The 24,784-nt window shown below is 64.9% G+C and carries 20 protein-coding genes; 1 reads left to right on the top strand and 19 read right to left on the bottom strand.

Features of this window, described 5'->3' with window-relative positions; translation table 11 throughout:
- Nucleotides 1-18 precede the first annotated feature (18 nt).
- From trmD to CU_RS04005, 6 genes are all read right to left on the bottom strand, one after another.
- Complete coding sequence (gene trmD / locus CU_RS11125) at nucleotides 19-585, bottom strand: tRNA (guanosine(37)-N1)-methyltransferase TrmD (RefSeq protein WP_012360052.1); 567 nt, start codon at nucleotides 583-585, stop codon at nucleotides 19-21.
- Nucleotides 578-913, bottom strand: coding sequence for an RNA methyltransferase (locus tag CU_RS11120; RefSeq protein ID WP_012360051.1), 336 nt, complete (start codon nucleotides 911-913; stop codon nucleotides 578-580). Before CU_RS11120 ends, trmD begins: the two co-directional genes overlap by 8 nt.
- Complete coding sequence (rimM, locus tag CU_RS04020; RefSeq protein WP_012360050.1) at nucleotides 910-1,494, bottom strand: ribosome maturation factor RimM; 585 nt, start codon at nucleotides 1,492-1,494, stop codon at nucleotides 910-912. The genes CU_RS11120 and rimM overlap by 4 nt, the downstream gene beginning before the upstream one ends.
- A gap of 8 nt (nucleotides 1,495-1,502) precedes the next feature.
- Complete coding sequence (gene gdhA, locus CU_RS04015) at nucleotides 1,503-2,846, bottom strand: NADP-specific glutamate dehydrogenase (RefSeq protein WP_012360049.1); 1,344 nt, start codon at nucleotides 2,844-2,846, stop codon at nucleotides 1,503-1,505.
- 349 nt (nucleotides 2,847-3,195) lie between these two features.
- Nucleotides 3,196-3,705: a 30S ribosomal protein S16 gene (gene rpsP / locus CU_RS04010; protein WP_012360048.1), complete on the bottom strand. Its 510-nt coding sequence runs from the start codon at nucleotides 3,703-3,705 to the stop codon at nucleotides 3,196-3,198.
- 239 nt (nucleotides 3,706-3,944) lie between these two features.
- The gene (locus CU_RS04005) at nucleotides 3,945-5,081 is read right to left on the bottom strand and encodes a YkvI family membrane protein (protein ID WP_231837755.1); all 1,137 of its coding nucleotides are present in this window, start codon (nucleotides 5,079-5,081) and stop codon (nucleotides 3,945-3,947) included.
- A gap of 31 nt (nucleotides 5,082-5,112) precedes the next feature.
- Here CU_RS04005 and CU_RS04000 point away from each other — a divergent pair, with 31 nt between their 5' ends.
- Complete coding sequence (locus CU_RS04000; RefSeq protein ID WP_012360046.1) at nucleotides 5,113-6,705, top strand: protein adenylyltransferase SelO family protein; 1,593 nt, start codon at nucleotides 5,113-5,115, stop codon at nucleotides 6,703-6,705.
- Nucleotides 6,706-6,764: 59 nt separating this feature from the next.
- On the opposite strand, the gene ffh is transcribed toward CU_RS04000, so the two are convergent.
- The 13 genes from ffh to CU_RS03935 all read right to left on the bottom strand — a co-directional run bounded on the left by ffh (nucleotide 6,765) and on the right by CU_RS03935 (nucleotide 24,715).
- The gene (gene ffh, locus CU_RS03995; protein WP_012360045.1) at nucleotides 6,765-8,360 is read right to left on the bottom strand and encodes a signal recognition particle protein; all 1,596 of its coding nucleotides are present in this window, start codon (nucleotides 8,358-8,360) and stop codon (nucleotides 6,765-6,767) included.
- 144 nt (nucleotides 8,361-8,504) lie between these two features.
- Nucleotides 8,505-9,545: an ammonium transporter gene (locus CU_RS03990; protein WP_331370644.1), complete on the bottom strand. Its 1,041-nt coding sequence runs from the start codon at nucleotides 9,543-9,545 to the stop codon at nucleotides 8,505-8,507.
- A gap of 195 nt (nucleotides 9,546-9,740) precedes the next feature.
- Nucleotides 9,741-11,405 carry a signal recognition particle-docking protein FtsY gene (gene ftsY / locus CU_RS03985; protein WP_012360043.1) on the bottom strand — a complete coding sequence of 555 codons (1,665 nt, stop codon included), beginning with the start codon at nucleotides 11,403-11,405 and terminating at the stop codon, nucleotides 9,741-9,743.
- Nucleotides 11,406-11,410: 5 nt separating this feature from the next.
- Nucleotides 11,411-14,965 carry a hypothetical protein gene (locus CU_RS03980; RefSeq protein ID WP_231837754.1) on the bottom strand — a complete coding sequence of 1,185 codons (3,555 nt, stop codon included), beginning with the start codon at nucleotides 14,963-14,965 and terminating at the stop codon, nucleotides 11,411-11,413.
- A gap of 79 nt (nucleotides 14,966-15,044) precedes the next feature.
- Nucleotides 15,045-18,533 (bottom strand): chromosome segregation protein SMC, encoded by a 3,489-nt coding sequence (smc, locus tag CU_RS03975; protein ID WP_012360041.1) that lies wholly within the window; start codon nucleotides 18,531-18,533, stop codon nucleotides 15,045-15,047.
- 51 nt (nucleotides 18,534-18,584) lie between these two features.
- Complete coding sequence (locus CU_RS03970) at nucleotides 18,585-18,881, bottom strand: acylphosphatase (protein ID WP_012360040.1); 297 nt, start codon at nucleotides 18,879-18,881, stop codon at nucleotides 18,585-18,587.
- Nucleotides 18,882-18,932: 51 nt separating this feature from the next.
- Nucleotides 18,933-20,438: an alanine/glycine:cation symporter family protein gene (locus CU_RS03965; RefSeq protein WP_012360039.1), complete on the bottom strand. Its 1,506-nt coding sequence runs from the start codon at nucleotides 20,436-20,438 to the stop codon at nucleotides 18,933-18,935.
- Between the two features lie 69 nt (nucleotides 20,439-20,507).
- The gene (gene mutM / locus CU_RS03960) at nucleotides 20,508-21,377 is read right to left on the bottom strand and encodes a bifunctional DNA-formamidopyrimidine glycosylase/DNA-(apurinic or apyrimidinic site) lyase (protein WP_012360038.1); all 870 of its coding nucleotides are present in this window, start codon (nucleotides 21,375-21,377) and stop codon (nucleotides 20,508-20,510) included.
- Nucleotides 21,370-22,107: a ribonuclease III gene (gene rnc / locus CU_RS03955; RefSeq protein WP_012360037.1), complete on the bottom strand. Its 738-nt coding sequence runs from the start codon at nucleotides 22,105-22,107 to the stop codon at nucleotides 21,370-21,372. Before rnc ends, mutM begins: the two co-directional genes overlap by 8 nt.
- Complete coding sequence (locus CU_RS03950; protein WP_012360036.1) at nucleotides 22,091-22,666, bottom strand: YceD family protein; 576 nt, start codon at nucleotides 22,664-22,666, stop codon at nucleotides 22,091-22,093. Before CU_RS03950 ends, rnc begins: the two co-directional genes overlap by 17 nt.
- 84 nt (nucleotides 22,667-22,750) lie before the next feature.
- Nucleotides 22,751-23,485 (bottom strand): ATP synthase F0 subunit B, encoded by a 735-nt coding sequence (locus CU_RS03945; protein WP_012360035.1) that lies wholly within the window; start codon nucleotides 23,483-23,485, stop codon nucleotides 22,751-22,753.
- 103 nt (nucleotides 23,486-23,588) lie between these two features.
- Complete coding sequence (gene coaD, locus CU_RS03940; RefSeq protein WP_012360034.1) at nucleotides 23,589-24,083, bottom strand: pantetheine-phosphate adenylyltransferase; 495 nt, start codon at nucleotides 24,081-24,083, stop codon at nucleotides 23,589-23,591.
- A gap of 68 nt (nucleotides 24,084-24,151) precedes the next feature.
- On the bottom strand, nucleotides 24,152-24,715 hold the full coding sequence (locus CU_RS03935; RefSeq protein WP_012360033.1) for an RsmD family RNA methyltransferase: 564 nt from the start codon (nucleotides 24,713-24,715) through the stop codon (nucleotides 24,152-24,154).
- Between the last annotated feature and the right edge of the window lie 69 nt (nucleotides 24,716-24,784).

Genomic DNA, 24,784 nt, shown 5'->3' with positions numbered 1-24,784 from the left:
TGCGCGGTTGACAGCCAGTTAGGCTTCGCGGTGAGCGTCGAGCACCTGCTCGTCCGCCGCACTCAGCCCACCCGCCGCTCGGAGCTTCTCGATGAGCTCCGGGCGGCGTTGTTGTGTCCGTAGCAAGGCCTGCTCGCGGCGCCAGCGGTCGACGAGGCCGTGGTTTCCGCTGAAGAGCACCTCCGGCACGTCCAGGCCCCGCCACTGCCGTGGCTTGGTATAACTCGGGCCTTCGAGCAGCCCGTCCTGGAAGCTATCCTCCTCGTGGCTAGCCTGGTTGCCCAGCACACCGGGAATCAGCCGGACGACGGCCTCCGCCATGACGAGGACAGCGACCTCCCCGCCGATGAGCACATAGTCGCCGATGCTGACCTCCTCAACGCGGTAGTTGCGGGCAGCGTCATCAACAACCCGCTGGTCGATCCCCTCGTAGCGACCGCACGCGAAGACGAGGTGCTCCTCCTTGGACCACCGAGCCGCCATCTCCTGCGTGAAGGGCGTACCCGCGGGAGTGGGGACGATGACCACCGGGCCGCGTGACTGAGCCTCGCCGACTGCGCCGTGCCCGGCGTCGCCGTCAAACAACGCTTCTCCCCCACCCGCCGGGGCAGGATCGTCGAGGGGCGCGAGCTTTTTTGTGCGCCAGGGAGGTCTCGAGGTCGCGAGCGGTGGCTGCAGGACCGGTACCCGCGATGACGTCGTCGAGGGCAGGCCCCCAAACGCTGGGCTTCATCACCATGCCGGGACCACCGCCATAGGGGGTGTCATCGACGGACTTATGCCGATCGGTGGCCCACTGCCGCAGGTCGTGAACACCAACCTGGAGTCGGCCGGATTCGATGGCCTTACCCAGCAGCGCGTGGCGCAGCGGGTCGAGGTACTCGGGGAAGATCGTGACAACGTCGAGTCTCATGCCAGCTCCAGCAGCCCTTCCGGTGGGGTGACGACGAGGGCCTCATTGTCGAGATCCACGATGGGCACGATCGCGAGCTTGAAAGGGATGAGGATCGTGCTGCCCGCGGTGGGCAGGTCTGCATCGGCGTCCACTGCGACCTCGAGGGTTGCTCCAGCAGGGCCGTGGCTGACCCCGGTGACCTCACCAATGTCCACCGGCTCGGGCTGCTCCCCCTCGTAGGCGCGGCGATTGGCGGTATCGGCATCCACGGACCCAACGTTGAGCACCCGAAGGCCGATGAGCTCGTGATCGTAGTAGCCGTCGTCGGAGTCATCGTGAAGCGGCGCTGCCATGAAGCGGGCCCCTCGCAGGGACTCGGCCTCGTCGCGGTCCCGGATCTCCTCAAAAGTGACGAGGAGGCGGTTCTGGTGGCGGCGCATCCCCGTGACCGTGAGCTGGCGTTCTTTACCCGTTTGAACGGCGCGAAGCGCCTCGCCAATGGCGAAGCGCTCCGGCACGTGGTCGGTCGACGGATCCACCACGACCTCCCCCTTCACGCCGTGGGGCTTGATGACTCGACCAATCTGCAAATCTGGCATGCAGGCTATTAAATCACTCCCTGCGCCAGCATTGCATCTGCCACCTTGCGGAAGCCCGCAATGTTGGCGCCGATGACGTAATCGCCCTCGGCATCGAACTCGGCAGCCGCACGCTGAGCGGTGCGGAAGATTCGGTGCATGATGTCCCGCAAGCGCTTGTCCGTGTACTCGAAGGACCAGGAGTCACGGGAGGCGTTCTGCTGCATCTCCAGGGCGGAGGTTGCCACGCCACCTGCGTTGGCCGCCTTGCCCGGGCCGAAGTGGATCCCGCGCTTGCGGAAGACGGTGATGGCCTCCGGGGTGCTCGGCATGTTCGCACCCTCTGCCACGTAGCGGCAACCATTGTCGGCCAGGATGACCGCGGACTCGCCATCGAGCTCGTTCTGGGTGGCACATGGCAGAGCGACGTCAGCCTCGACTTCCCAGATATTGCCCTTCTCGTGGAAGGTCACGCCGTCGATGCGCTTGGCATAGTCGGACACGCGGCCGCGCTCAACCTCCTTGACCTGGTGCAGCAGCTCGAGATCCACGCCATCCGGGGTGGAGACGTAGCCGGAAGAGTCAGAGAAGGCCACGACGGTGGCGCCGAGCTCCTGAGCCTTCTCCATCGCGTAGATCGCGACGTTACCGGAGCCGGAGACGATGACGCGGGCGCCGTTGAGGCGTTCCTTTTCGGCCATCATCATTTCCTGGACGAAGTAGACCGCGCCGTAGCCGGTGGCCTCCGTGCGGACCAGGGAACCACCCCAGTTCAGGCCCTTGCCGGTCAGCACGCCGGATTCGTGGCGGTTGTTCATGCGGCGGAACTGGCCAAAGAGGTAGCCGATCTCGCGGCCACCCACGCCGATGTCGCCCGCTGGGACGTCCGTGTCCTTACCGATGTGGCGGTGCAGCTCGGTCATGAAGGACTGGCAGAAGCGCATGATCTCGTGGTCGGAGCGACCCTTCGGGTCGAAGTCGGAGCCGCCCTTGCCGCCGCCGATTGGCAGGCCGGTCAGGGAGTTCTTGAAGATCTGTTCGAAACCGAGGAACTTGATGATGCCCAGGTTCACGGAGGGGTGGAAACGCAGACCGCCCTTGTAAGGACCCAGCACGGAGTTGAACTGCACGCGGAAGCCGCGGTTGACCTGAACCTTGCCGTTGTCGTCGATCCAGGGCACGCGGAAGATGATCTGGCGCTCTGGCTCGCACATGCGCTCGATGAGCCCATCCTGTGCGTAGTGCTCGTCCTTGTGCAGAACATACTTCAGCGACTGCAGAACTTCTGCGACGGCCTGATGGAACTCCGGTTCGCCTGCATTGCGCTTCAGGATCTGTTCGTAGTACTGATTGACGGTCTTATCAACGTCCACCGGTTTCTCCTCTACGGATGCTAAATCTCACGTGATGTACATCATATTCCACTGCGTGATCAGCTCGACCATTGGGGCGGAGCTAGACTGCGCTGGTCACGATGCGCCCGACCCCACAAGAACTTGTTGAACAATAATTATTTAATCGCCCAAGGTTTTGTGAGATCTTGATTACACCACTAGGGACGCTGTTTTCGTCAATCGGAGGGCGGAAACACCCCGCTGGGGGCACCCCTCATCCCGGGTGCCCCCGCAGGCCCACATCCAGATAAAGAACAACGGGGAGCCACCGCGCTTGTGCGCAGCAGCTCCCCGTCGGAAGTAAATCACACCCCAAAGGGGGCAATGATTACTCGGCGGAAGCCTCCTCGGACTCCTCTGCAGCCTCAGCCGCAGCCTTCTCAGCAGCCTCAGCCTCTGCCTTCTCGGCGGCCTCTGCCTCAGCAGCAGCCTTAGCCTCGGCCTCTTCCTTCGCCTTGCGACGCTTCTCGGTGATGGCCTCCGCGGTCGGGCCCTCGGCAGCCTCAGCCAGTGCCTCGTTGAAGATATCCAGCTTGGACTTCTTCTCCGGCTGCGGCTTCACGGTGTTCTCGCCGCCCTCGAGGCCCTTAGCCTTCTGCCAGTCACCGGTCAGCTTCAGCAGTGCCAGTGCGGTGTCGGTCGGCTGAGCGCCAACGCCGATCCAGTACTGAGCACGCTCGGAGTTGATGTCGATGATGGAAGGCTGGTTTGCCGGCTGGTAGATACCCAGATTCTCGATGACGGCACCGCCGCGGCGGGCACGAGCGTCCTGGACGACCACGCGGTACTGCGGGGTGCGGATCTTACCAACGCGCTGAAGCTTGATCTTGACAGCCATGATGTGGCTCCTTTTCTGGTCACTGGGCAGTTCTTGTCGCTTCCCCGTGGTGGGAAACCGGTTCAACCCTTGATGTTTATCCTGCGGGTGACTACCGGCCGACCGTGGTCGGGATCGGTATACCGCAGGGCGTTCGCATGGCATGGCCACAGCACAAGCGCCGTAGCCACAACCCGACCAATAGTAGCCATCTGCGCCGGGAAACCCAAACCCGGCGCTGACACGCCTGGGCTACAGCACTAGGGTGCCTCACCGGCCGGCTCGTTTTCCCGGCCAGCCCGCCACAGGTCCACCAGGCGCAGGCGGCGATCAGCTTCCTGGGCGATCTGCTTATAGCGCCGGACCCAGGCAAAGGTCATCACCGCGATGAGCAGCAGGCCCATGTACCCCAGCAATGGGTAAATCCAACCGATCAGGTTTTTGAAGCCCGCGAAGGAGAGCACGAAGCCCACCGCCACTGTTCCCACGTAGTAACGATAGAAATGCTTCGGTCGGGAGGCGCTCAGCCTGCGGGCCAGCGCGTAAAACATTCCAAGCGCGGTATTGAAAATCATCGCGTAAATGACGACCGCCATGATGTGCCCCAGGATCGGGTGAATATGCACGATGAGGCTCAGCATCGGCAGGTCGTCGTGCCCCACCTCACGGACCGCGAGGAAGAGCGTAATGGTGCTGATAGCCATCATCAGAGAAAGGATCACACCACCCAAGAATCCACCTCGCCCCGCGAGCCTGGGGTTAAACATCTGCCCGCCGATGACGACCGCCATGGATACCGCGACCATCAGGTTGAAGCCCACGTAGTTCACCGCAGCAATAGACCAGTGCGGCAGCGGGGAACCGATGGCCAGCGCGTCAGCATCCAGCTCCGCGAGCGGCGGGTGGTCGACGAAGAAGATCACGTACAGGCTCGCCAGGCCAATGAAACCAAAGATGAAGGGCGTTGCAGCACCGATCATCGTGGTCACCCGGTCGACGTCCAACAGCCCTGCGGCGAGGATCAGCAGCACCATGATGACCCCTCCGATCCAGGTCTCCAGGCCCCACTGCTGGTTCAAGTTGGACCCGGCGCCCGCGAACATGATGAAGCCGGTGGCAAACAGGGTCAGACTCACTCCGATATCGAGCACCCTCGCGAGCACCGGGTGGGAGACTCGGTCGAAGACCTCGCCGTGTTCCTTGGCTTGGAAATAGGAGGCCAGCTGCAGAATGATCAGCGCCATCGAGCACACCACCAGGGCGGACAGTCCCACGCCCCACAGGCCGTCGAGGCCGAAGCCCACGAAGTACTGCATGACCTCCTGGCCGGAAGCGAATCCGGCCCCCACGATCACACCGACGAAGGCGAAAGCGATCTTTAACGTTTCACGAATCACCCGGCCATCATAAGCCGATACCGTGGTCACTATGTGCTTCCGAAACTCCAGCCAGCCCGAGTCGTTCAACTCGCAGCGCCCCCATACGTTGGCCGCGGGTCCGCCGAGGCTCGAATACAACTTCGCCCACCAGCTTCCGGAACTCGCTGCGCCTTACGAGCCTGCTGCCCCACTGCCCGAGGCGCGGATTCTGGTGCTGAATGAGCCCCTGGCTGTGGAACTGGGCCTGGACGTTGCCTGGCTCCGCTCCCCCGCTGGCGTGCAGTTTCTGCTCGGCCGTGGAACTGATTCCGACGCCCGCCCGGTTGCCCAGTTCTACGCCGGCCACCAGTTCGGCAGTTTCAACGCGCTGATGGGCGACGGGCGCGCCGTCCTCCTGGGTGAGCGTCGCGTCCCGGACACCGACGAGCTGGTGGACCTTCACGTCAAGGGGGCAGGCACCACTGTGTACTCGCGCCCCGGCTCCGACGGCAAGGCCCCGCTTTCGGCAGCGTTGCGCGAATTCCTGCTCAGTGAGTTTATGTCTGCCGCGGGTGTCCCAACCGCCCGGAGCCTGGCGGTGCTCACCACCGGCGAACAGCTTCGGCGCCACCGCACGGAACCAGCAGCCGCCGTCGTCCGAGTCGCCACCAGCCACCTCAGGGTCGGGACCTTTCAGGCAGCGCGTATGCGGGATCCGGAGAGCGCCTCGGGCCTATTGGGGCGGGTGGCAGACATGGCGATCCAGCGCCACTTCCCTGAGCTCGCGGAACTCGCGGCGCCGGAGCGCTACCTGGAGCTATACCGTCATGTCTCAGCAGCACAGGCCCGGCTGATCGCACGGTGGATGCGGCTCGGATTCGTCCACGGGGTAATGAACACGGATAACACCGCCATCGGTGGCTTCACGCTGGACTACGGGCCGGCAGCCTTCGTGGATCACTTCGACCCGCAGGCAGTGTTCAGCTCGATCGACACCCACGGCCGCTACGCCTTCGGCAACCAGCCCGCCATTGGGGGCTGGAACCTGGCACGCCTGGCTGAGGCCATGCTGCCGCTATTGACCCCAACGCCAGGCGTGGACTCGGCCGAGGCGAACCGCAGCGCGGTGGCAGAAGCGCAAGAGGTGCTGGATGAGTATTCGGCGATATACACCCGCGCGCTGGATGAGGAATTCGCCGACGCGCTCGGTCTCGACCCGCAGCAGCCTTCCCACCAGCACGTACTGAGCGAGTTCCAGGCGCTGGCCGACGAGCATCAGCTCGATGTGGCGCAGGTCCTGCGCCAGCTCACGGACACCGAGGCCAACCTGGTGGAGATCAGCAGCCAAGCCTGGCATGACACGTGGTCAGCCAGCGGTGGGCTGGACAATAATAGCGCTGCACTGCGCGATGTCGTGGGCTGGTGCGAGCAGTGGGCCAACGCCAACCCCGATAGAATGCTCTTGTCCCGCACCAACCCGGTGTATTACCCCCGCAACGCTCACGTCGAAGAGTCACTAGCATCGGCCCTCGGCGGCGACTACTCCCCCTTCGAGCAGCTGTGGGAAGCCTTGCGCGACCCCTTCACACGCCGCGCGGGCCTCGAGCACTGGGAGAAGCCCACCCCCTCCCCAAGGGGCTTCCGCACTGTGTGCGGCACTTAGCCGCCAGTCGCAAACACTGGCGGCCGCCACCGCCGCGAAGTGGTGACGGGAGGGCGAGGCTACTTCTTGCCTCCGCCGAACATCTTCTCCACGTCGATGCCCTCCATACCCGGGGGCAGCTGATCCTGCAGCGCCTTGAGCTCCTTCATGGAAGGCATTCCGCCTCCCATGCCCGGCATGCCCGGCATTCCAGGCATCCCCGGCATGCCCTGGCGGTTCATGCGCTGCGGGGAACGACGGTTCTTGTTACGGCCCTTCTTCCCCTTGCCCTTGCGGTGGTTCTTCTGCTTCTTCGTCGCAGAACGGCCCCCCGGCATGCCGAACTGACCAGCCATGCGCCCCATCATCTTCTTCGCCTCGAAGAAGCGCTCAACCAGCTGGTTAACCTCGGAGACCTGCACGCCAGAACCGGCGGCAATGCGCTTGCGGCGGGAGGCATTGAGGATCTTCGGGTCATTACGCTCCGCCGGGGTCATGCCTCGGATGATGGCCTGAATGCGGTCCAGCTGCTTCTCATCGACCATGTCCGCGATCTGGGACATCTGGGAACCACCAGGCAGCATCTTCAGGATATTGCCGAGCGGACCCATCTTGCGGATCATCATCATTTGCTCGAGGAAGTCCTCCAGCGTCAGCTCGCCGGATGCCATGCGCTCGGCAGAGCTCATGGCCTTCTCCTGGTCGACGACCTGCTCGGCCTGCTCGATCAGGGTGAGGACGTCACCCATGCCCAGGATGCGGGAGGCCATGCGGTCCGGGTGGAAGACGTCGAAGTCCTCGAGCTTCTCACCCGTGGAGGCGAACAGAATCGGCTTGCCGGTGACCTCACGAATGGACAGTGCGGCACCACCACGGGCGTCGCCGTCCAGCTTGGTCAAGACCACACCAGTGAAGTCAACGCCGTCGCGGAAGGCCTCGGCCGTCGTCACGGCGTCCTGACCAGTCATGGCGTCGATGACGAAGAGCACCTCGTCGGGCTCGACGGCGTCGCGGATATTGCGCGCCTGCGTCATCAGCGTCTCATCGATACCGAGGCGGCCTGCGGTATCGATGATGACGATGTCGTGCTGGGTGCGGTAAGCCTCCTCAATACCCTTCTCGGCGACCTCAACCGGGTCTCCCGTGGAGGTCCCCATTTCGTGGTCGTGAGATTCCAGGCTGGTGCCCGGATCCGGGGCAAAGGTGGTCACACCTGCGCGCTCACCGACGATCTGCAGCTGCTGCACCGCGCCCGGGCGCTGGAGGTCACAGGCCACCAGCATCGGGGTGTGGCCCTGCTTGGAAAGGTAGCGGGCGAGTTTACCGGCCAGGGTGGTCTTACCCGCACCCTGCAGACCGGCGAGCATGATGACGGTCGGCGGGTGCTTGGCCAGGGTCAGGCGGCGCGTCTCGCCACCAAGGATCTCCTTGAGCTCCTCGTCGACGATCTTGATGACCTGCTGGGCCGGGTTCAGTGCTTCGGAGACGATGACGCCGTTGGCCCGCTCCTTGATGCGCTTGATGAAGGCGCGCACGACGGGCAGGGAGACGTCCGCCTCGAGCAGCGCGAGGCGGATTTCGCGTGCGGTGGTGTTGATGTCCTGCTCAGTGAGGCGGCCCTTGCCACGCAGGCCTTTAAGCGCACCTGATAGCCGGTCTGAAAGTGACTCAAACACGTTCTCGTGTCTCCCTTAATACGATCGCTGAAACGTCTCAACGCCCAGCCGGGGCGAACAACGTTAAGTAGTTATCCCTGCCACCTTAGCGCGGCGGGGGCGTTGTCCGGCAACGACCGGGCGTGTGAGAGTCAGTTACGGGGGCTACTCCCGCTGCGCGACCGCCTCATCAGCGACGGTGTGATAGGCCCGTTCGCGGTGGTGCGTCACGTCGATGCCCGCGTTCTCCTCCTCGGCGCTAATTCGCCAGCCGAGGGTGTGCTTGAGAAGCAGCGCGATCACCGCGGTCAGAACAGCACCAAAGACTGCGGCAATGACGGCGATGAGCACCTGAACCACGAGCAGCTTGGCGCCGTCCACTCCTCCACCGGTCAGAAGTCCGCGGCCGGAGGCAAACAGGCCTGGGGCGATGGTCCCCCACAGCCCCGCGGCCAAGTGCAGACCAACGACGTCCAGGGAATCGTCGAAGCCGAGGCGGTACTTCAGCGAGATGCTATAAGAAGCCAGTACGCCGCCGACGACACCGGCGAGCATCGAGGTCAGCGGGGACATGTCCCCAGCCCCCGGAGTGATGACGACCAGGCCGGCGACCACGCCGGAAGCCGTCCCCAGGGAGGTGACGTAGCCCGTTCGGATCCGTTCGCTGACCATCCATCCCAGCATCGCGGCACAGACCGCAACACAGGTGTTCAAGCAGACCAGTGCCGCGCTGCCATCGGCTGCCATAGCGGAGCCACCATTGAAACCGAACCAACCAAACCACAGCAGTGCTGCACCCAGCATCACCAGTGGCAGGTTGTGCGGGGTATCGGGCTCCTTCATGAAACTCTGGGACTTGCCGATGATGAGTGCCAGAACGAGACCAGCCACGCCGGCGTTGATGTGAATGACCGTGCCGCCTGCAAAGTCGATGGGCGCGATATTGGCGACCGCCTCGGCGCCTTCCATATGGGTTCCGAAGAGCCACGCGGACAGGCTGTTGGCCCCCTCGCCGAGGAGTCCACCACCCCAGACCATGTGCGCCATCGGCGCGTAAACCAGAACGACCCATACTGCGGTGAAGATCAGCCAGGTGTGGATCTTCACCCTATTGGCCAGCGAGCCGGAGATGATCGCGGTGGCGATCATGGCAAAAGTCATCTGAAACAGGACGTTGACGGCGTTCGGCATGCCGTCGGCGTCGATGAGAGGATTCCCGGAGGCGTCGAAAATACTGTGGGCGAGACCGAAGAACTCGGTCAGTTGATCGTGATTACAGAAAATAAATTTATCACTATGCGACAGCGCAAAAACAGAGAAAAATACGAAAAAAAAGCGGCGGAACCCATGGTTAGGTTCCGCCGCTCAAACCCCAAAAAAACTGAGGCTGAAAAGCTCTTTTTATCCCAGGAGCGCGTCCACGAAGCTCTCCACCTCAAATGGTGCGAGGTCATCTGCGCCCTCGCCGAGGCCGACGAGTTTCACCGGAACGCCGAGCTCCTCCTGCACCTGGAAGACGATGCCACCCTTGGCGGTGCCGTCCAGCTTGGTCAGCACCACGCCGGTGATGTCCACGACGTCGCGGAAGACGCGGGCCTGCATCAGGCCGTTCTGCCCCACCGTGGCATCCAGCACAAGCAGCACCTCGTCCACGCGGGCGCGCTTTTCCACGACACGCTTGACCTTGCCCAGCTGGTCCATCAGCCCGACGGACGTGTGCAGTCGGCCTGCGGTATCCACGAGGACGACGTCCGCCTGCTCGTCCATTCCCTGGCTCACCGAGTCGAAAGCCACGGACGCCGGATCTGCGCCCTCCTTGCCTCGGACGGTGCGCGCGCCTACCCGGTTGCCCCAGGTCTCCAGCTGGTCGGCAGCGGCTGCACGGAAGGTGTCTGCGGCGCCCAGCACGACGTGCTTGCCCATGCCGACGAGCACGCGAGACAGCTTGCCGGTGGTGGTGGTCTTGCCGGTGCCGTTGACACCAACAACCATGATCACACCCGGCTTGCCCTTATAAGGCATTGCCTTGATGGAGCGGTCCAGCTCAGGCTTGCCGGCTTCGATGAGAACCTCGCGCAGCATCGCGCGCGCCTGCTCCTCGCTCTCCACACCCTGGGAGGCGATGCGTTCGCGCAGGGAGTCCACGACCTTCATCGTGGTGTCGGCGCCGAGGTCCGCCATGAGGAGCGTGTCCTCGATTTCTTCCCACGCATCCTCGTCCAGATCGCCTGCGCTGAGAATACCCAGGACGCCGCGACCGATAACGTTCTGGGACTTCGCCATGCGGCCACGCAGCTTGCCGAGGCGACCCTCGACTGGCGCGATCTCCTGGGTGCGGGCAGCTTCCTGCTTCTCGGCCGGGGTGGCGCCGTCCGCAACCTCATCTACAGACCCGTTTTCTGCGGTGTCCGCAGCGGCGGCGTCGGCCTTCTCGGCCTCCTTCTCCGCTGCAGCTTCCTCCGGGGCCGCAGCTGGAGGGGCCGGGACGTCAACCGGCGCCGTGGTCTCCCGTTTTTCGGCTGGCTCTGCCTCGACCGGCTTCTCGCTGCCAGCCTGCTCCCCCTGCGGGTCTTCGGCTGCCTTCTCGGCGTCCGGCTCCCCCTGCTCTGCAGCAGGGACTGCCAACTCAGCGGGCGCTGCTGGCTCGGCCGGCTTCTCTTCCTCGGCGGCGGCGGGCGAGGTCTCGTCGGCGTCGGCCTTCTCAGCCGCAGGCTGCTCTGGCTCAGCCTTCGCCGGTGCCGGCTTCTCGGAAGCCTCCGCAGGAGCTTCCCCGTGTGGCTGGGCTTCCTTTTCCTTCTCGAAAGGAGCCGGGACGCTCACCCCGCCGATATCCATCGTCGGGCGGCCTGCCTCCTCCGAGGTCGGAGCTGGGGACTCCCCGCCAGAGGTGAAGTTAAAACCACCCTTGGCCTGGTAGTCGCCCGAGGACGGCTTCTTCTCGATCTCCGGAGACTTCTCGAAGGAGATCTGCTTGGACTTGTTGCGGCGCAGGCCCAGGACGACGACGATCGCCACGATGGCGGCCAGCACCACCAGGCCAATGAGTACCCAGATGAAAACGTTCATAATCCCTAGTCTTTCAGATTTGGCCCGAACACACCGAGAACCATCGCATCAGCGAGGACCACATCGCCGGTCACGAGGTCTGGAACCAGCTGAGCCATCTTCGCCCAGCCCTCATAGGCCTGCGGCAGCTTGCCCAGGGTCGGCAGGTGGCCGTGTGCGTGCATGCGCGTGGCCAGCGCGAAGACCATGGAGATCACTGGCGCCAGTGCCCAGCGGTTCTGCGGATCATCGGTATCCACCCCGTCGAGGCGTTCGAAGCGCACCCGAGCGGAGAGGTATAGCTGGCGATTCGCCGACTTGATCCGGCGCAACACCGCCACCGCCGTCGTCATCAACGTCGGATCACCGAGAAGTTCGGAGAGCGCCGCACGGTGGGTGAAGGTATCGAAGACGGCGATGAGTCGGCTGTTCTCGTCCGAAATCGCCCCCGGGACCAGACCGGCGTCGCCGAAGAACATGGCGAGCACTGCCTTCTGCTGATCCTCGTTCATGTGCGCGATCTGGACGGTGGTGGCGTCGATGCAGGAGTTGTCCAGGGAACGGTCGTGCCCCGTCTCCAGGGTCTTGACGGCCCCCTCGCCGGCGGTGGCTGCCAGCTGCTTCTTCAATGCCTTGATGCTCGGCAGCTGCTCGGAGTCTTCCTCATCAAGGCGCGCGATCGCACCAAGGATGTCCAAGGCGTGGATCCATGGGGTGCCGATCTCGTCCCGCTTCTGCTCCGCGGGGCTCATCAGCTCCTCCTGGGTGACGTCGAAGGAGGAGTGCACCAGACCCGAGGCAATGAACTGCGCAGGCCGGTCCGCAGTGGCGACCAGCGACCGGCCCATCGCGTGCACCGAAGCGCGCGCATCGTGGGTGAGCGCCTCGCGCACCCGCTGGCTAAGAGCCGGTGGCACCTGGGCACGCTTCTGCAGCCAGCCGGCCTGCACGTCCCACAGGGTCGGCAGAATTTCCGGGTCGGACGGGGCCTGCTCGGCCTCCCCGACGAGGAAAGCCGACAGGTGCGACCACGGGGTGTCCTCCCCTCGCCCGAAGTAGCCTTCGGCCTCGACGGTCTGTGCACGCTCGCCCGGGCCAGAGGGCGGCCGGAGGAAGGAGAAACGATCCGGGGCAAAGAGCTGAACAGCGAGCGGACCGGCGTCCTGCAGTTCGGCGGGGAGCTCGACAGGCTCACCCGTGGCACCGATGGTGACGGTACGGGCGGGCTGCCACGGCGCCGTCACAGGCCACACCCACGCGCTCCAGCAACCGAGGTCGGGGGTCGTGTCATCCGCACCCGTATCGAAGACGAGTGCGCCGTCGGCGTAGGACACGTTCCAGGTTGGTGCCGGAACGATATTCGCCAGTCGGACGGAAACACGGCGGCGAGCGACGGAGTCGATGAACTCCAGCTCGAAGCTGCCCTGTGAGAGCACAGCGAGGGAGGACGCCGCGGCAGCGAGCTCCGCGGACCAGGTGATGTTGTCCTCCGTCTCCAGCTTCAGCGTGCGCACCGGGGCACCGTGGCGGTCGCGGATGACGAGGCTAGGACGCTCGAGCGGCTGGTCCAGGGGGCTGCCGGGGCGGACGCGGAACTTGGTGTCCTGGTCCAGCCAGGAGGAGCTGGTGCGCACGGCCTCCGTACGCCACATCGGCTCCTCGCCACGCAGCGTGAGCTGGTAGCGCAGTCGTGGTGGGTGCACGACGACCGGTAGCGCGTCGCCCGCATCGGTTTCCACGACCGTCGTGACGTACTTCTGATCGGGACCCACGGTGGTCTTCACCCGGCGGGAAAAGGGCTTTTCACCGGCAAGCAGCTTCACCGTCGTCGGGCTGAGTCCCCCGCGCTGCGGCAGCCGGGTCAGCGCGGAAGGTCCATCGATCTCTACCTCGGTGCCAAGCCCCTCGACTAGGGCGTACTCGTGGCGGAAGGACTCGTTGCGCGGACCGCGCAGCCGCACCAGGTACTCGCCCGCCCATGGGCTGTCATAGGCCTCCGGGTCGAAGACTTCGAAGGACCCACCCTCGGGCGGAACCTCCAAAGGCTCCTCATCGGCGACCGTGTCGCCGTACTCGCCGGGGCCCGCGTAGGCACCGATGGTCAAGAACCAGGTCTCCACCGCGCCCGACTGGGTCGGCGGGAACTCGACAAGCAGAGACTCGGAAAGGATCGGCCGGCCGGACTGGGTGCGCACCCCCGGGACGGGCTCCCCCGGTTCGATGAATCGCACGCGCTGGCGCGGGTCGACGGCGCGCACGCTCCCGATTGACGGGCGGCGCTCGCCCGGGCGCTCAAGGTGCAGTGAGAGGGCAGCCGAGAGATCCAGCAGGCGAATTGCCCAGCCCTCCCAGGCCTTGACCTCGTGCTCCTCGAGTACCGGGATCTCCTGATCGCTCACCGGATCCACCGCGCGGGCATCCGAGGGGCAGACCACCCATACCGCGGCGTGGTGCAGGGTGGCCATCTCCGTCAGGTCCCCACCGCGCTCGGTGAAGATCAGGCTGGGGTCCTCAGTGCTAACCATGGGGATCTGCCACTGCTCGCGGGAGGCCACGTTGCGTACCCAAATCTCACGCAGGGGTCGTCGCACCGGGATGTCGAAAATCTCGCTGGTTTTCGCACCCGGGCGGTCCGCCTTGCTGGTGATGAATGCCGACGGGCTGCCGTCGAAATCTAGGCGCCAACGCACCTCATCAAGGTTGGTGAAGTGGCTATCTGCCAGCTCCTGCTCCGGCAGGCGCAGCAGCACCCGGCGACGCAGTACGTCGAGGCGCAGCCGCGGCCGGTCCTCAGCGTGGGCCACGCCCACCGTGTAGCGGCGATCCACAGTGCCGATGGGGCGCTCCCTCAGCTCGGCTGCAATCTCCTCGGCGACCAGCGGAAAGACGGAGTTCTTCTGCAACGCGCGGTGCCACTGGCCCGCTTCTGCCCCCTGGTGCACCACCCGGACGACCGGCTCAATCAGCTTTTGAGCTAGCTCGGGGGAGGTTGCGCACAGCGGCCCCAGCTGGAGACGCTGCGTCGCCAACTCTGCGACAACCGCCGCCGCTTCCTCGCTCAGGTCCTCGGCTGCCTCTCCCGACATGCGACGGGTGTCGATCAGCTCGATGAGCTCCGGTGTCCAGTCGCTGGCGATGCCCACGTGTCCGAAGAGCCGCCCCAGCTCGCCATCCGGACCACCAGCGAGGTCATCCATCGGGTCAAGCCCAGCAGCCTGCAGGATCTCCGCGAAGTGCCCTTCGATGAGCGCCACTCGATCCTCGGTGGCCTCCAGCCCAAGCCCGGCCCAGAACTCGGAGGCCACCTGGGGAACTTCGTTGAGCTTCGCGGCTCGCGAGATCAGCACTGCGGCGGTCAGCGCCGGACAGGTCTGCAGCAGCGCGGCATCGTCCGCGCCGGCAGTGATTTGGCGGCCCAAGAAGGTTCCGTAGAAGCGGGTGAGCCGTTCGAGCTCATCTCCGGTGATGTCCAGCTCCACAAAAAGCTGGATGTCCTTGAGTTTCGTCGCGAGTTCCGCCTCGGCGCTGGAGGCCCAGGCGAGGAGAGTGTCATTCAGGTCTGCAATCGGGCTGGTAGTCACGTCCGCCAATCCTAGCCTTTACCCGGCTAGCAATTCCGCACGCCCCAGCCCGTTCCCCCTGTGTGCGGGCTGGCCTGGGCTAACCGGCTTCCAGTGGCTTCATACGCTGCGAAATAACGCGCGTCACGCCGTCCCCACGCATGGTCACACCGTAGAGGACATTGGCCACATCCATCGTCGGCTTCTGGTGCGTGATCACGATCAGCTGGGAGTCCTTACGCAACTCTTCGAACAGCGCGATCAGGCGTCGCAGGTTGACGTCGTCCAACGCAGCTTCGACCTCATCCATGACGTAGAACGGGCTGGGGCGAGCACGGAAGATGGCGACGAGTAGTGCCAGCGCGGTCAGCGACTTCTCACCGCCGGAAAGCAGGCTCAGGCGCTTGACCTTCTTGCCCGGCGGGCGAGCTTCCACCTCGATACCGGTGGTGAGCATGTCCTCCGGGTCGGTCAGCACCAGTCGGCCGGACCCACCCGGGAAGAGGGTCTCGAAGACCTTGGGGAACTGCTCCTCCACGTCGTGCCAGGCTTCCACGAAGAGGGTGAGGATGGTGTTGTCCACGTCCTTGATCACCCCGTTGAGGTCCTCGCGGGCGCGTTCGACATCGTCGAGCTGGCTGGCGAGGAAGGAATAGCGTTCCTCCAGCGCTTTATACTCCTCCAGCGCCAGTGGGTTGACCTTGCCGAGGGAGTTCAAGTCTTTCTCCGCCTGCTTGAGCTCCTTACGCGCTGTGGCCTGATCGAAGTCCTCCGGGAGCTCGACGGCCAGCAGCTGTTCGGACGTCATGGTGAGCTGCTCCATCGCAGATTCCGCGGCCTGCTCGAGCTTGAGCTGTGCCTGGTTGCGCTTCAGCTCCGCCTCGTGCGCCCGCTGGGTGACCGCCCCGAGCTGACTGTTGTACTTATTGACCTCTGCCTTTTGCTGGCGCATGCGTTCCTGCCATTGGCGGTGTGCCTGCTCGGTCAGGGTGCGGGACTCCTGGGCACGATGGAGTGCATCGGTGATGCGCTGGCCGACCCGTTCGGCCTGTTCCTGCACGATGAGCGCTGCCTGGCGCTTGGCTTCGCGGCGCGCCCGTGCGATCTCGTGCTGTTTGCGGGAGGCCTCTTCCTGGCGGGCCTGGCGCCGCAGGTTGTCCGCCTTGCCGCGGGTGGCGGCGGCGCGTTCCTCAGCCGTTCGCAGCTGCAGGCGTGCATCCATCTCCATGGCTTTCGCCTGCGTGAGTTCTTGAGCCGTCCGGTCACGCTGCGCGGTGGAAGGTTCCTCTTGTTCTTCGGGCTCTTGCACTCGCGAGAGTCGGTCGCGTACCTCGGCGAGTTCCTCATCAGCCTGGCGGGCCCTCTCCTCGGCCTGGTTGCGTTGAACGGTGGCGCGCTCGAGGCTACGGCGTGCGGATTCCTCCGCGTTCTCTGCCGCCTTGAAGCGGTGTTGGGCCGCTTGGACGCGTGCCCGTTGCTCCTGGACGGCGGCCTTGGCGCTGCTGGCTGCGGCGCGTCGTTCCGCGGTGGTTTCGAGCGCGGCGTCGAGGCTCGCTTTCAGGTCAGCGAGCTGTTCTTTCTTCTCGGCGACGTCCGCGCCAGCCTGGTCGATCTTCGCAGCAAGCTCCACCGCGGGCGTTGCTCCCCCGCGACCCGCCGCGAACCAACCGGGCCCGAAGAGGCTGCCGGCCTTGGTCACTGCCCTCAGCCTGGTGTCGGCGGCTACGAGGCGGCGGGCCTCAGCGGCGTCTGCCACAGCGACGACGTCGACGAGCAACGCATTCAACGCGGCGGCAACCTCCTGGCTGGGTTCGATCACGTCCAGCAGCCACTGCCCTGCGGGCAAGGCCGCATCAAGGCGCCAGCCGGCCTTCTCCTTGGTTTCGGATCCAGCCTCGATGACGAGGGCGCGGCCCTCATCGCTGCCCTCGAGTGCGCTGAGGATCGCCTCGTCTGAGGCTGTAACGACCCCGGTGGGAGCGATCGCGCCCAGGACGGCAGCCGCCGCGGCAGACCAGTCGCCAGTGACGGTGAGGTTTTCGGCCAGGGTGCTCACCGCATGGCCTTGTTCTTCGGCGGCGGATGTCGCGCGGGCAGCACCGTCGGTGGGGCGCAGCCGCTCCTGCCAGCCGGTGATGGTGGCCTCCAGACCCGCAATCTCGCGCTCCAGCGCGCGTTCCTGGTTGCGCAGCTCCTCTGCGCGCTGCTCAACGGTCTGGACCTCGCGGGCGAGCTGCTCTGCGGTTGCGCGGAGTTCCTCTCCCCCACCCTCGATATCTGCTAGTTCGTCGGCGGCTTCCGCGAGCTCCTCACTGAGGTTCTCCAGCTCCTCAGTGTGCTCGCCCACGGCCTCTTCACTGCGCTCCACCTCGGCCTGTGCGTTAGCCAACCGCTCGCTGGCTGCCTCCTGGCGGGAGAGCAGACGCACCACGCCTTCGCGCCGGTCCGCGATGGCCCGGACTTGGGCGAGGTGCTCGTTCTCCGCCTGCCGGGCGGCGTCCTGGGCCTCAGCAACGGTCTCCCGGATTCCTTCGAGCTTTTCCTGGGCGATCTCGACGGCCTCGTCGAGCTCCTCCTGCTCAGCATCCGCCCGCTCGGCTCGCTCCAGCAGATGGGCGGGGTCGGGTCCCAGCCAGGCGGTCTCTTCGCTGGCCTGAGCGCGATCGGCCGCGATGCGCAGAGAGGCGGAGTTCTTCTCCGCGACCGCCGAAAGCCGGTACCAGAGGGTGCGGGCCGACTCCGCGTCCTCCAGCGCGGTGCGCAGCTCTTCCTCCACCTCGGCGAGCTCACCGGAGTGCTCTTCAAGCTGCTCGGTGAGGTATTCGCGCTCCTCGATGAGTCGCTCGGTCTCGGCATTGGCCTCGTGGAGGTTCTCCGACAGAGTGCGGACGTGATGGGCCGCCAGGACGGTGCGACGGTCCCGGATGGTGGCCTGCACGGTGGACGCCCGCTGTGCGGCGTCGGCTTGCCGGGCTAGTGGCCCCAGCTGGCGGTGCAGCTCATCGGTGAGGTCCTGGAGGCGGTCCAGGTTGGCCTGCATACCGACCAGCTTGCGCTGTGCCTTCTCCTTGCGGCGCCGGTGCTTCAGCACACCCGCGGCCTCCTCGATGAAGGCGCGGCGCTCCTCAGGCTTGGACTCCAGGATTTGGGAGAGCCTTCCCTGACCGACGATGACATGCATCTCGCGGCCGATACCCGAGTCGCTCAGCAGCTCCTGGATATCCATGAGCCGGGCCTTGGCGCCGTTGATCTCGTATTCGCTGGCCCCGTCGCGGAACATGCGGCGGGTGACCGCGACCTCGGAGTACTCGATCGGCAGCTTGCCGTCGGAGTTGTCGATGACGAGGGTAACCTCCGCCCGCCCCAGCGGTTTGCGGTCACCGGCGCCGGCGAAGATGACGTCCTCCATCTTGCCGCCGCGCAGGGTCTTCGCCCCCTGCTCCCCCATCACCCATGCCAGGGCGTCGACGACATTGGACTTCCCCGAGCCGTTGGGGCCGACGACAGCGCAGATCCCCGGCTCGAGTTTCAGGGTCGTCGAGGACGCAAAGGACTTGAATCCTTTGAGGGTCAACGACTTTAAGTGCATGCGGCTATCTTATCGTTGCGCGAGGACAAGCTCTAAGCACAGGCTCGCGCGTTAGCGGCGCTCGAAACCGACCGCGCCCTTGGGCTCGCCCCACAACTCGACGACCGTGGTGACCTGCCCCGGGCGCTGCGGGTTCGTCAACGCGCCGGGCTGGAGCCGGTCAAGCAACTCTTCGGCCAGGTGTCGTGCCCCCTCCGCGACAACGAGCACCCGACCGTCCGGGTAATTCGTGGCCGAGCCGGTCAGCCCCAGGGCCTTGGCCTGGCCGGCGACCCACCAGCGAAAGCCCACGCCCTGGACCCGGCCGTGGCACCAGGCGGTGAGGCGGACCTGTGGTTGCTCAGTCACTTCCGTTTCTCCTTAGCTCGCCGTATTCCGGGCGCAGTCTTCTCGTCGCTTTTAGGTGAACTCACGCAGGGAGCGGCGCTCGAGCCAACCGCGGCGGGTCGCCGAGTCGGAACCGTCCCAGACCTCGACGTTCTTCGCCTCCGGCAGCATATCCCGGTGGAAGACCGGATCCAGACCCTTCTTGCGCTGATCGTTGAAGTTCTTCAGCAGCTTGAAGACGATGCCACCCAGCGGGACGATCGCGATGATGTTGATGATCGCCATGGTGCCGGCCATCGTGTCTCCCAGCGCCCACACCAGCGGCAGGGAGCCGAAGGCTCCGAAGAAGACGAAAGCGATCACGCCGAGGCGGAAGATCGTCATGACCTTCTTCGATTCGGACAGGTACTCGATATTGGCCTGGGCCAGGTAGACGTTGCCGATGACCGAGGAGAAAGCCAGGAAGAAGAGGATGAAGGTGATGAAGTGCGCACCCCACGAGCCAACCGAATCGGCGAGCGCGGTCTGGGTCAGGGAGACGCCCTGGATGTCGTCGCGGCCGTAGGTCACGGCGGGGCCCAGCAGCACCACGAAAGCGGTGATGGTACAGACAACGAGGGTGTCGAAATATACGCCGAGGGTCTGGACGAGGCCCTGCTTGACAGGGTGGGAGACGGTCGCGGTCGCGGCCGCGTTCGGCGCGGAGCCCTGGCCTGCCTCGTTGGAGAACAGGCCGCGACGCATGCCGATGCCGAAGGCCATGCCGATGCCCGCGCCCGCGACCTGCTTAATACCGAGTGCGTGGCCCACGATGAGCCCGACCATGCCCGGCACCTCGCTGAGGTTCATAAGCACGACGATGAGACCCACGATGATGTAGGCCACGGCCATCAACGGCACGATGATCTGCGTCACGCTGGCGATGCGGGTCACGCCGCCGAAAATAACCAGGGCGGTGAGGGAGGCAACGGCGACCGCGACGATCAGCTTGAGGGTCGTGGAATCGCTGTTGAGGGAGACTCCCACCGCGTCGACGATGGAGTTCGTCTGAATCGCGTTGTAGACGAAGCCATAGGTGAAGGAGAGCGCCACGGCGAAGATAACGGCGAGCGGCTTCCAGCCCAGGCCGCGCGTCATGTAGAAGGCCGGGCCACCGTGGTAGTGGCCGTTGATGTCGCGGGACTTCCACAGCTGAGCCAGCGTGGACTCCACGAAGGCGGTCGCGCCGCCGACGATGGCGATCATCCACATCCAGAAGACCGCGCCCGGCCCACCGATAGAGATCGCCAGCGCCACGCCGGCAATGTTGCCGGTTCCCACGCGAGAGGCGGCAGAAATCGTGAAAGCCTTGAACGCCGAAATACCGACGCGCTCGCCGTCCTGGATCTCATTGCCCCGCTCATCACGGGCAACCGGCGGCTTCTCCGCGACTGCTTTCAGCATCGTGGGCAGCATGCGGACCTGGACGAAGAGAGTCCGCAAGCCGAAGTAGATGCCCGCGGCGATCAACAGCCACGGGATGATGTTCCAGATGACACCATTGATCGAGCCATCAACGAGCTCAGTAAGTTTTTCCATAGGGACATTGTAGAACTCCACCACCCATTCTTGGAATAGCCTGCCCGTAACCCAGCCCCGTTCTGAACGCTAGCTGGACTGGCACTGCGGGCAGAAGTGTGAGGATCGGTTCGTCCACTGCACCCGAACGATCGGCTCCCCACAGCGGGGGCATGGCTTCCCGGCCCTGCCGTAGGCATTGAGCGAGCGGGCGAAGTAGCCGCTGGCTCCGTTGACGTTGACGTAGAGCGAATCAAAACTGGTGCCGCCCTGGGCCAGCGCCCGGCGCATCACCGCCCCGGCCTGCTCCAATACGGCCACGGCGTCGCGTTGGCGCATGCCCCGGGTACGGCGGCTGGGAGCTACGCCCGCGGCCCACAGCGCCTCGTCGGCGTAAATATTTCCAATCCCCGAGACCAGTGTTTGATCCAGGATCGCACGCTTCACATCGGTCTTCTTCGCCCTGAGGCGCCGGGCCACGACCGCCGGGTCGAAGACCGCCTCGAAGGGATCGGGGGCGATGTGCGCAACCGGAACCGGCACCCCCGTAAAGCCCCCGTGCGGGTCTGCCACGACGGGCGTGACCTGCCACTGACCAAAGGTGCGCTGATCCACGAAACTCAGCACCAGGTCCTTCTCCCCCACGTCGACCCGCGCAGAAATTCGGACGTGCGTGGTGGGCAGAGCCGGATCCGAAGCCTCATGGATCAGCATCTGCCCGCTCATCCCGAGGTGGACGAACAGCGCACGGCCATTATTCAGCACGAGCCACATGTACTTTCCCCGGCGCTCAATGGACTGGATGCGGGCACCGTCCAGAAGCGCGACGAGCTCCGCAGCCCCGCCAGGCTGGGCGCGAACGGCGCGGGGATGACGGACGTCGACGTCGTGGATGACCCCATCGCTGAGATGTTCTTCCAGCCCGCGACGGACGACCTCCACCTCAGGCAGCTCAGGCACGTTTGCTGAGTTCCTCCACCATAGCGCGAGCCGCTTGGTGTTCCGCTTCCTTCTTCGTGCGCCCCTGGCCGCGGGTGCGCTCCTTGCCATCCAGCTTGAGCGTGGCGAAGAAGGCCTTGTCGTGCTCCGGCCCGGAGGAGGTGACCTCATACTCCGGCATCGGCAGATCGTGTTCGCGCAGGCGTTCCTGCACGGTGGTCTTCCAGTCCATGGTCAGCCCCACGGTCGGGGCCTTATCGATCATGGACTTAAACAGCCGCAACACCGTCGCCTTCGCAACCGCGAAGCCGTGCTCCAGGTAGATCGCGCCAAGGATTGCCTCGACGGTGTCCGCGAGGATGGAATCTTTATCCTGCCCATCGGTCTTCATCTCTCCGCGGCCGAGCAGGATGTACTCCCCCAGCCCGAGGTTGCGGGCCAGCCCCGCGAGCGCATACATATTCACCACGCCCGCGCGCATCTTGGAGATATCGGACTCGCTGCGCTGCGGGAACTGCGTGTACAGCTGCTCGGCGACCGAGAGTCCGAGCACGGCGTCGCCGAGGAACTCGAGGCGCTCGTTGTTCGGCACGTTGTCATTCTCGTGTGCGAAGGAACGGTGGGTCAGCGCCAGCCGCAGCATCTCGTCGGAGAGCTCGATCCCCCATGCCTCCAGCAGCGGGGCGTGGTCGTGCTTGGAATATGCGGCGCGAAGTGCCGCCTCGCCGGTGAGCCTACGCTTGCGAGCCATCGTCACCCCCGGCCAGTTGGGACTTGATTGCGGACAGGCCGGCCCAGCGCGGGTCGACCTTCTCCTCTTCCGCTTCCTCCTCGGAGATGCCGTCCGGCTCCGGGACATTGGTCTCGCATTCGAGTCCGTAATCAGCGCAGACGGGGTTGAATGGCGCGTTGAGCCCGGCTTCGTTGAGCACGGTCTGCGTCAGGTCGATGCGTTCGTCCTCAACCAGCGGTGGCAGCTCTTCGGCGTCCTCCTCGGAGTCCTCGTCCTCGGTGGTGATGAAATCCGCCGAGGTGCCGAAGACCTGGTCGACCTTGATGCTGAGGTCCGTTGTGAAGTGGCGGAGGCAGCGACCGCATTCGACGGTGGCCGGCCCGCTGACCGTTCCCTGGGCCATGATGGCTTCACCCAGGTTGGTGAGGATCAAATCGATATCGACGCTGGTGCCGGGGGTAATTCCGAACATTTCCCCGCCGAGGTTATGCGGGGTTTCACCGGTGGTGTGAATGTGCTCCGGGCCACCTTGTTGGCCGAGGATGTCCTGAACATCGAGGATGAAGGGGTTGCTCATACCCCTTTTGTACCCGCTCTAGGCTCCCCGCCGCCATTTGGGACGACGTCCCGCTCGCTTCACCCCAGGCGGGCAGCTCGGCGCTTAGCTCTCGTAGCTGTGGTCCCCGTAGTTGGAGTCGCTGCGCAGTCCGGAGACGCCAGCCCCCTTGCGTAGGGCGGCGCGGTCGCGGCCCACGCTGCGCAGGGTGGCGGAGAGGGACTCCTCAAACTCCGCGAGAGTGGAATCCACGTAGCGGTCGCACTCGTTGCGCAGGCGGTCGGAATCCGCGTGGGCGGACTGCACGATGCGCTGGGCTTCCGCCTCGGCGTTGCGGACAACCTCGGATTCGGAGACAAGGCGCTGCTGCTCGGCAATACCCTCGTCCACGGAGCGCTGGTAGGAATCATTACCTGCCTTAATGAGGCGGTCCGATTCCGCGGCGGCGCGGGAGGTGACGTGGTCGTATTCGTTGCGAGCCTCGGTAACCAGGCGGTCGGCCTCATCCTCAGCCTGGGCGACCGTGGTGGTGGCACGCTCTTCGGCGTCGCGCACCATCGCCTCCGCGCGTGCGTGGGCCTCCTCAAGAATCCGGTCGCGCTCCGCCTCAGCGTCGGCGACCATGCCGTCGGCGCGATCCTCAGCATCGTGGAGAATCTTGTCGCGGTGATCAAGGACGTCCTGAGCGTCGTCCATCTCGATAGGAATGGCGTTACGCATCTCGTCGAGGATGTCGAGCACCTCGCGGCGCGGCACCATGCAATTGGATGTCATGGGCACGCTATAAGCCTGCTCCACCATGTGCTGGAGATCGTCCATGCCTTGGAAGGTTTTGTACATGCTCACCACTATTCCATGTTCCAGGGAATCACCCGCGGAGAAACACACCGGTCACAGGAATTAACAATTTTTTCTTTCGCTGTGGCCGGTGCGGAGAGGCCGTCTAGGATTCGGCGAACTTCGCCTTCACAGCCTCGGCTACCGGCTCCGGCAGCAGCCCAGAAACATCCCCGCCGTACTTCGCGACTTCCTTACAGAGGGTGGAGGACACGTAACCGTACTCCGGGCTCGTGAGCAAGAAGTAGGTATCCGCCCCCGAGAGCCGCTGGTTCATCTGAGCCATCGGCAGCTCATACTCGTAATCCAGAGAGCTGCGCAGCCCCTTGACCAGCGCGGAGATGTTGTTATCGGTGAGGTAGTCCACCAACAGGCGGTCCCACGTGTCGATCCGAATATTCTTCGGGCGCCGCTCCTCCGGCAGATCCGCGATGGCTGCCTCGATGAGTGCCACCCGCTCCTGCTCGTTGAACAGCCCATTCTTATTGGGGTTATAGGTCACCAACACGATGACCTCATCCCACTGGGCCGCAGCGCGCGTGAAGATATCGAGGTGACCATTCGTCACCGGGTCAAAAGATCCTGGGCAGACTACTCGCATGGTGTCTAAGTGTAGCGCCGGCCACCTCGCCGGGCACCCGGCGCTCCCCTTCCGCGATACACGCGGCGTTAGCCCCGCCAGATCGCCATATCGAAGCGCGCGATGCCAAAGGTGCGCTTCTTCACCTTCTGCCCCGTCGGCTCGAATCCTTCAGGCCATGCCGTCTCCGGGCTCTTGCTGTTTCTTTCGATGACGACGACGGCATCCTGCGCGAGCGCCGGGATCAGTGCTGCCAGCATGTCTGCCACCGCGTCGTCGGCCAGTTCATAGGGTGGGTCGGCAAGCACCATTGTGTAGTGCTGCCTCGGCGCGGTCGCCAGGAAGGTCATGGCTTTGGCGTGAACCACGTGGGTGTTCGGATGCCCCACCGTCGCAATAGTCCCCTTGATGGTGCTCACAGCCCCGTCGAGGGCCTCCACGAGCGTGACCTCTGCCGCGCCCCGGGAGGCGGCCTCGAGCCCCAACGCCCCAGAGCCGGCGTAAAGGTCGAGGACGACCTCCCCCGTCAGCCCGAAGCGGGCCTCGAGGGAGGAAAACAGCCCTTCCCGGGCCCGGTCGGAGGTCGGCCGGGTGACCTGCTTGGGAATCTTGATGCTGCGGCCTCCCGCCTGTCCGGCGATGATGCGGCTCATTAGTCCTTCCTGCTCCTATTCCTCTACGCGCCTGGCGCCTACCCGACTATCACGATTGCTGGCTCCGAG

The sequence above is a fragment of the Corynebacterium urealyticum DSM 7109 genome (assembly GCF_000069945.1).
Classification (GTDB): Bacteria; Actinomycetota; Actinomycetes; order Mycobacteriales; family Mycobacteriaceae; genus Corynebacterium; species Corynebacterium urealyticum.
The sequence above is the reverse complement of the archived record's forward strand: the minus strand, read 5'-3'. Positions and strand labels throughout refer to the sequence as shown.

Coding starts and splice junctions, on each gene's coding strand:
- CU_RS11120 (WP_012360051.1), bottom strand. CDS start 913: ATGAGACTCGACGTTGTCACGATCTTCCCCGAGTACCTCGACCCGCTG.
- rimM (WP_012360050.1), bottom strand. CDS start 1,494: ATGCCAGATTTGCAGATTGGTCGAGTCATCAAGCCCCACGGCGTGAAG.
- rpsP (WP_012360048.1), bottom strand. CDS start 3,705: ATGGCTGTCAAGATCAAGCTTCAGCGCGTTGGTAAGATCCGCACCCCG.
- CU_RS04000 (WP_012360046.1), top strand. CDS start 5,113: ATGTGCTTCCGAAACTCCAGCCAGCCCGAGTCGTTCAACTCGCAGCGC.
- ftsY (WP_012360043.1), bottom strand. CDS start 11,405: ATGAACGTTTTCATCTGGGTACTCATTGGCCTGGTGGTGCTGGCCGCC.
- smc (WP_012360041.1), bottom strand. CDS start 18,533: ATGCACTTAAAGTCGTTGACCCTCAAAGGATTCAAGTCCTTTGCGTCC.
- CU_RS03965 (WP_012360039.1), bottom strand. CDS start 20,438: ATGGAAAAACTTACTGAGCTCGTTGATGGCTCGATCAATGGTGTCATC.
- rnc (WP_012360037.1), bottom strand. CDS start 22,107: ATGGCTCGCAAGCGTAGGCTCACCGGCGAGGCGGCACTTCGCGCCGCA.
- CU_RS03950 (WP_012360036.1), bottom strand. CDS start 22,666: ATGAGCAACCCCTTCATCCTCGATGTTCAGGACATCCTCGGCCAACAA.
- CU_RS03945 (WP_012360035.1), bottom strand. CDS start 23,485: ATGTACAAAACCTTCCAAGGCATGGACGATCTCCAGCACATGGTGGAG.
- coaD (WP_012360034.1), bottom strand. CDS start 24,083: ATGCGAGTAGTCTGCCCAGGATCTTTTGACCCGGTGACGAATGGTCAC.
- CU_RS03935 (WP_012360033.1), bottom strand. CDS start 24,715: ATGAGCCGCATCATCGCCGGACAGGCGGGAGGCCGCAGCATCAAGATT.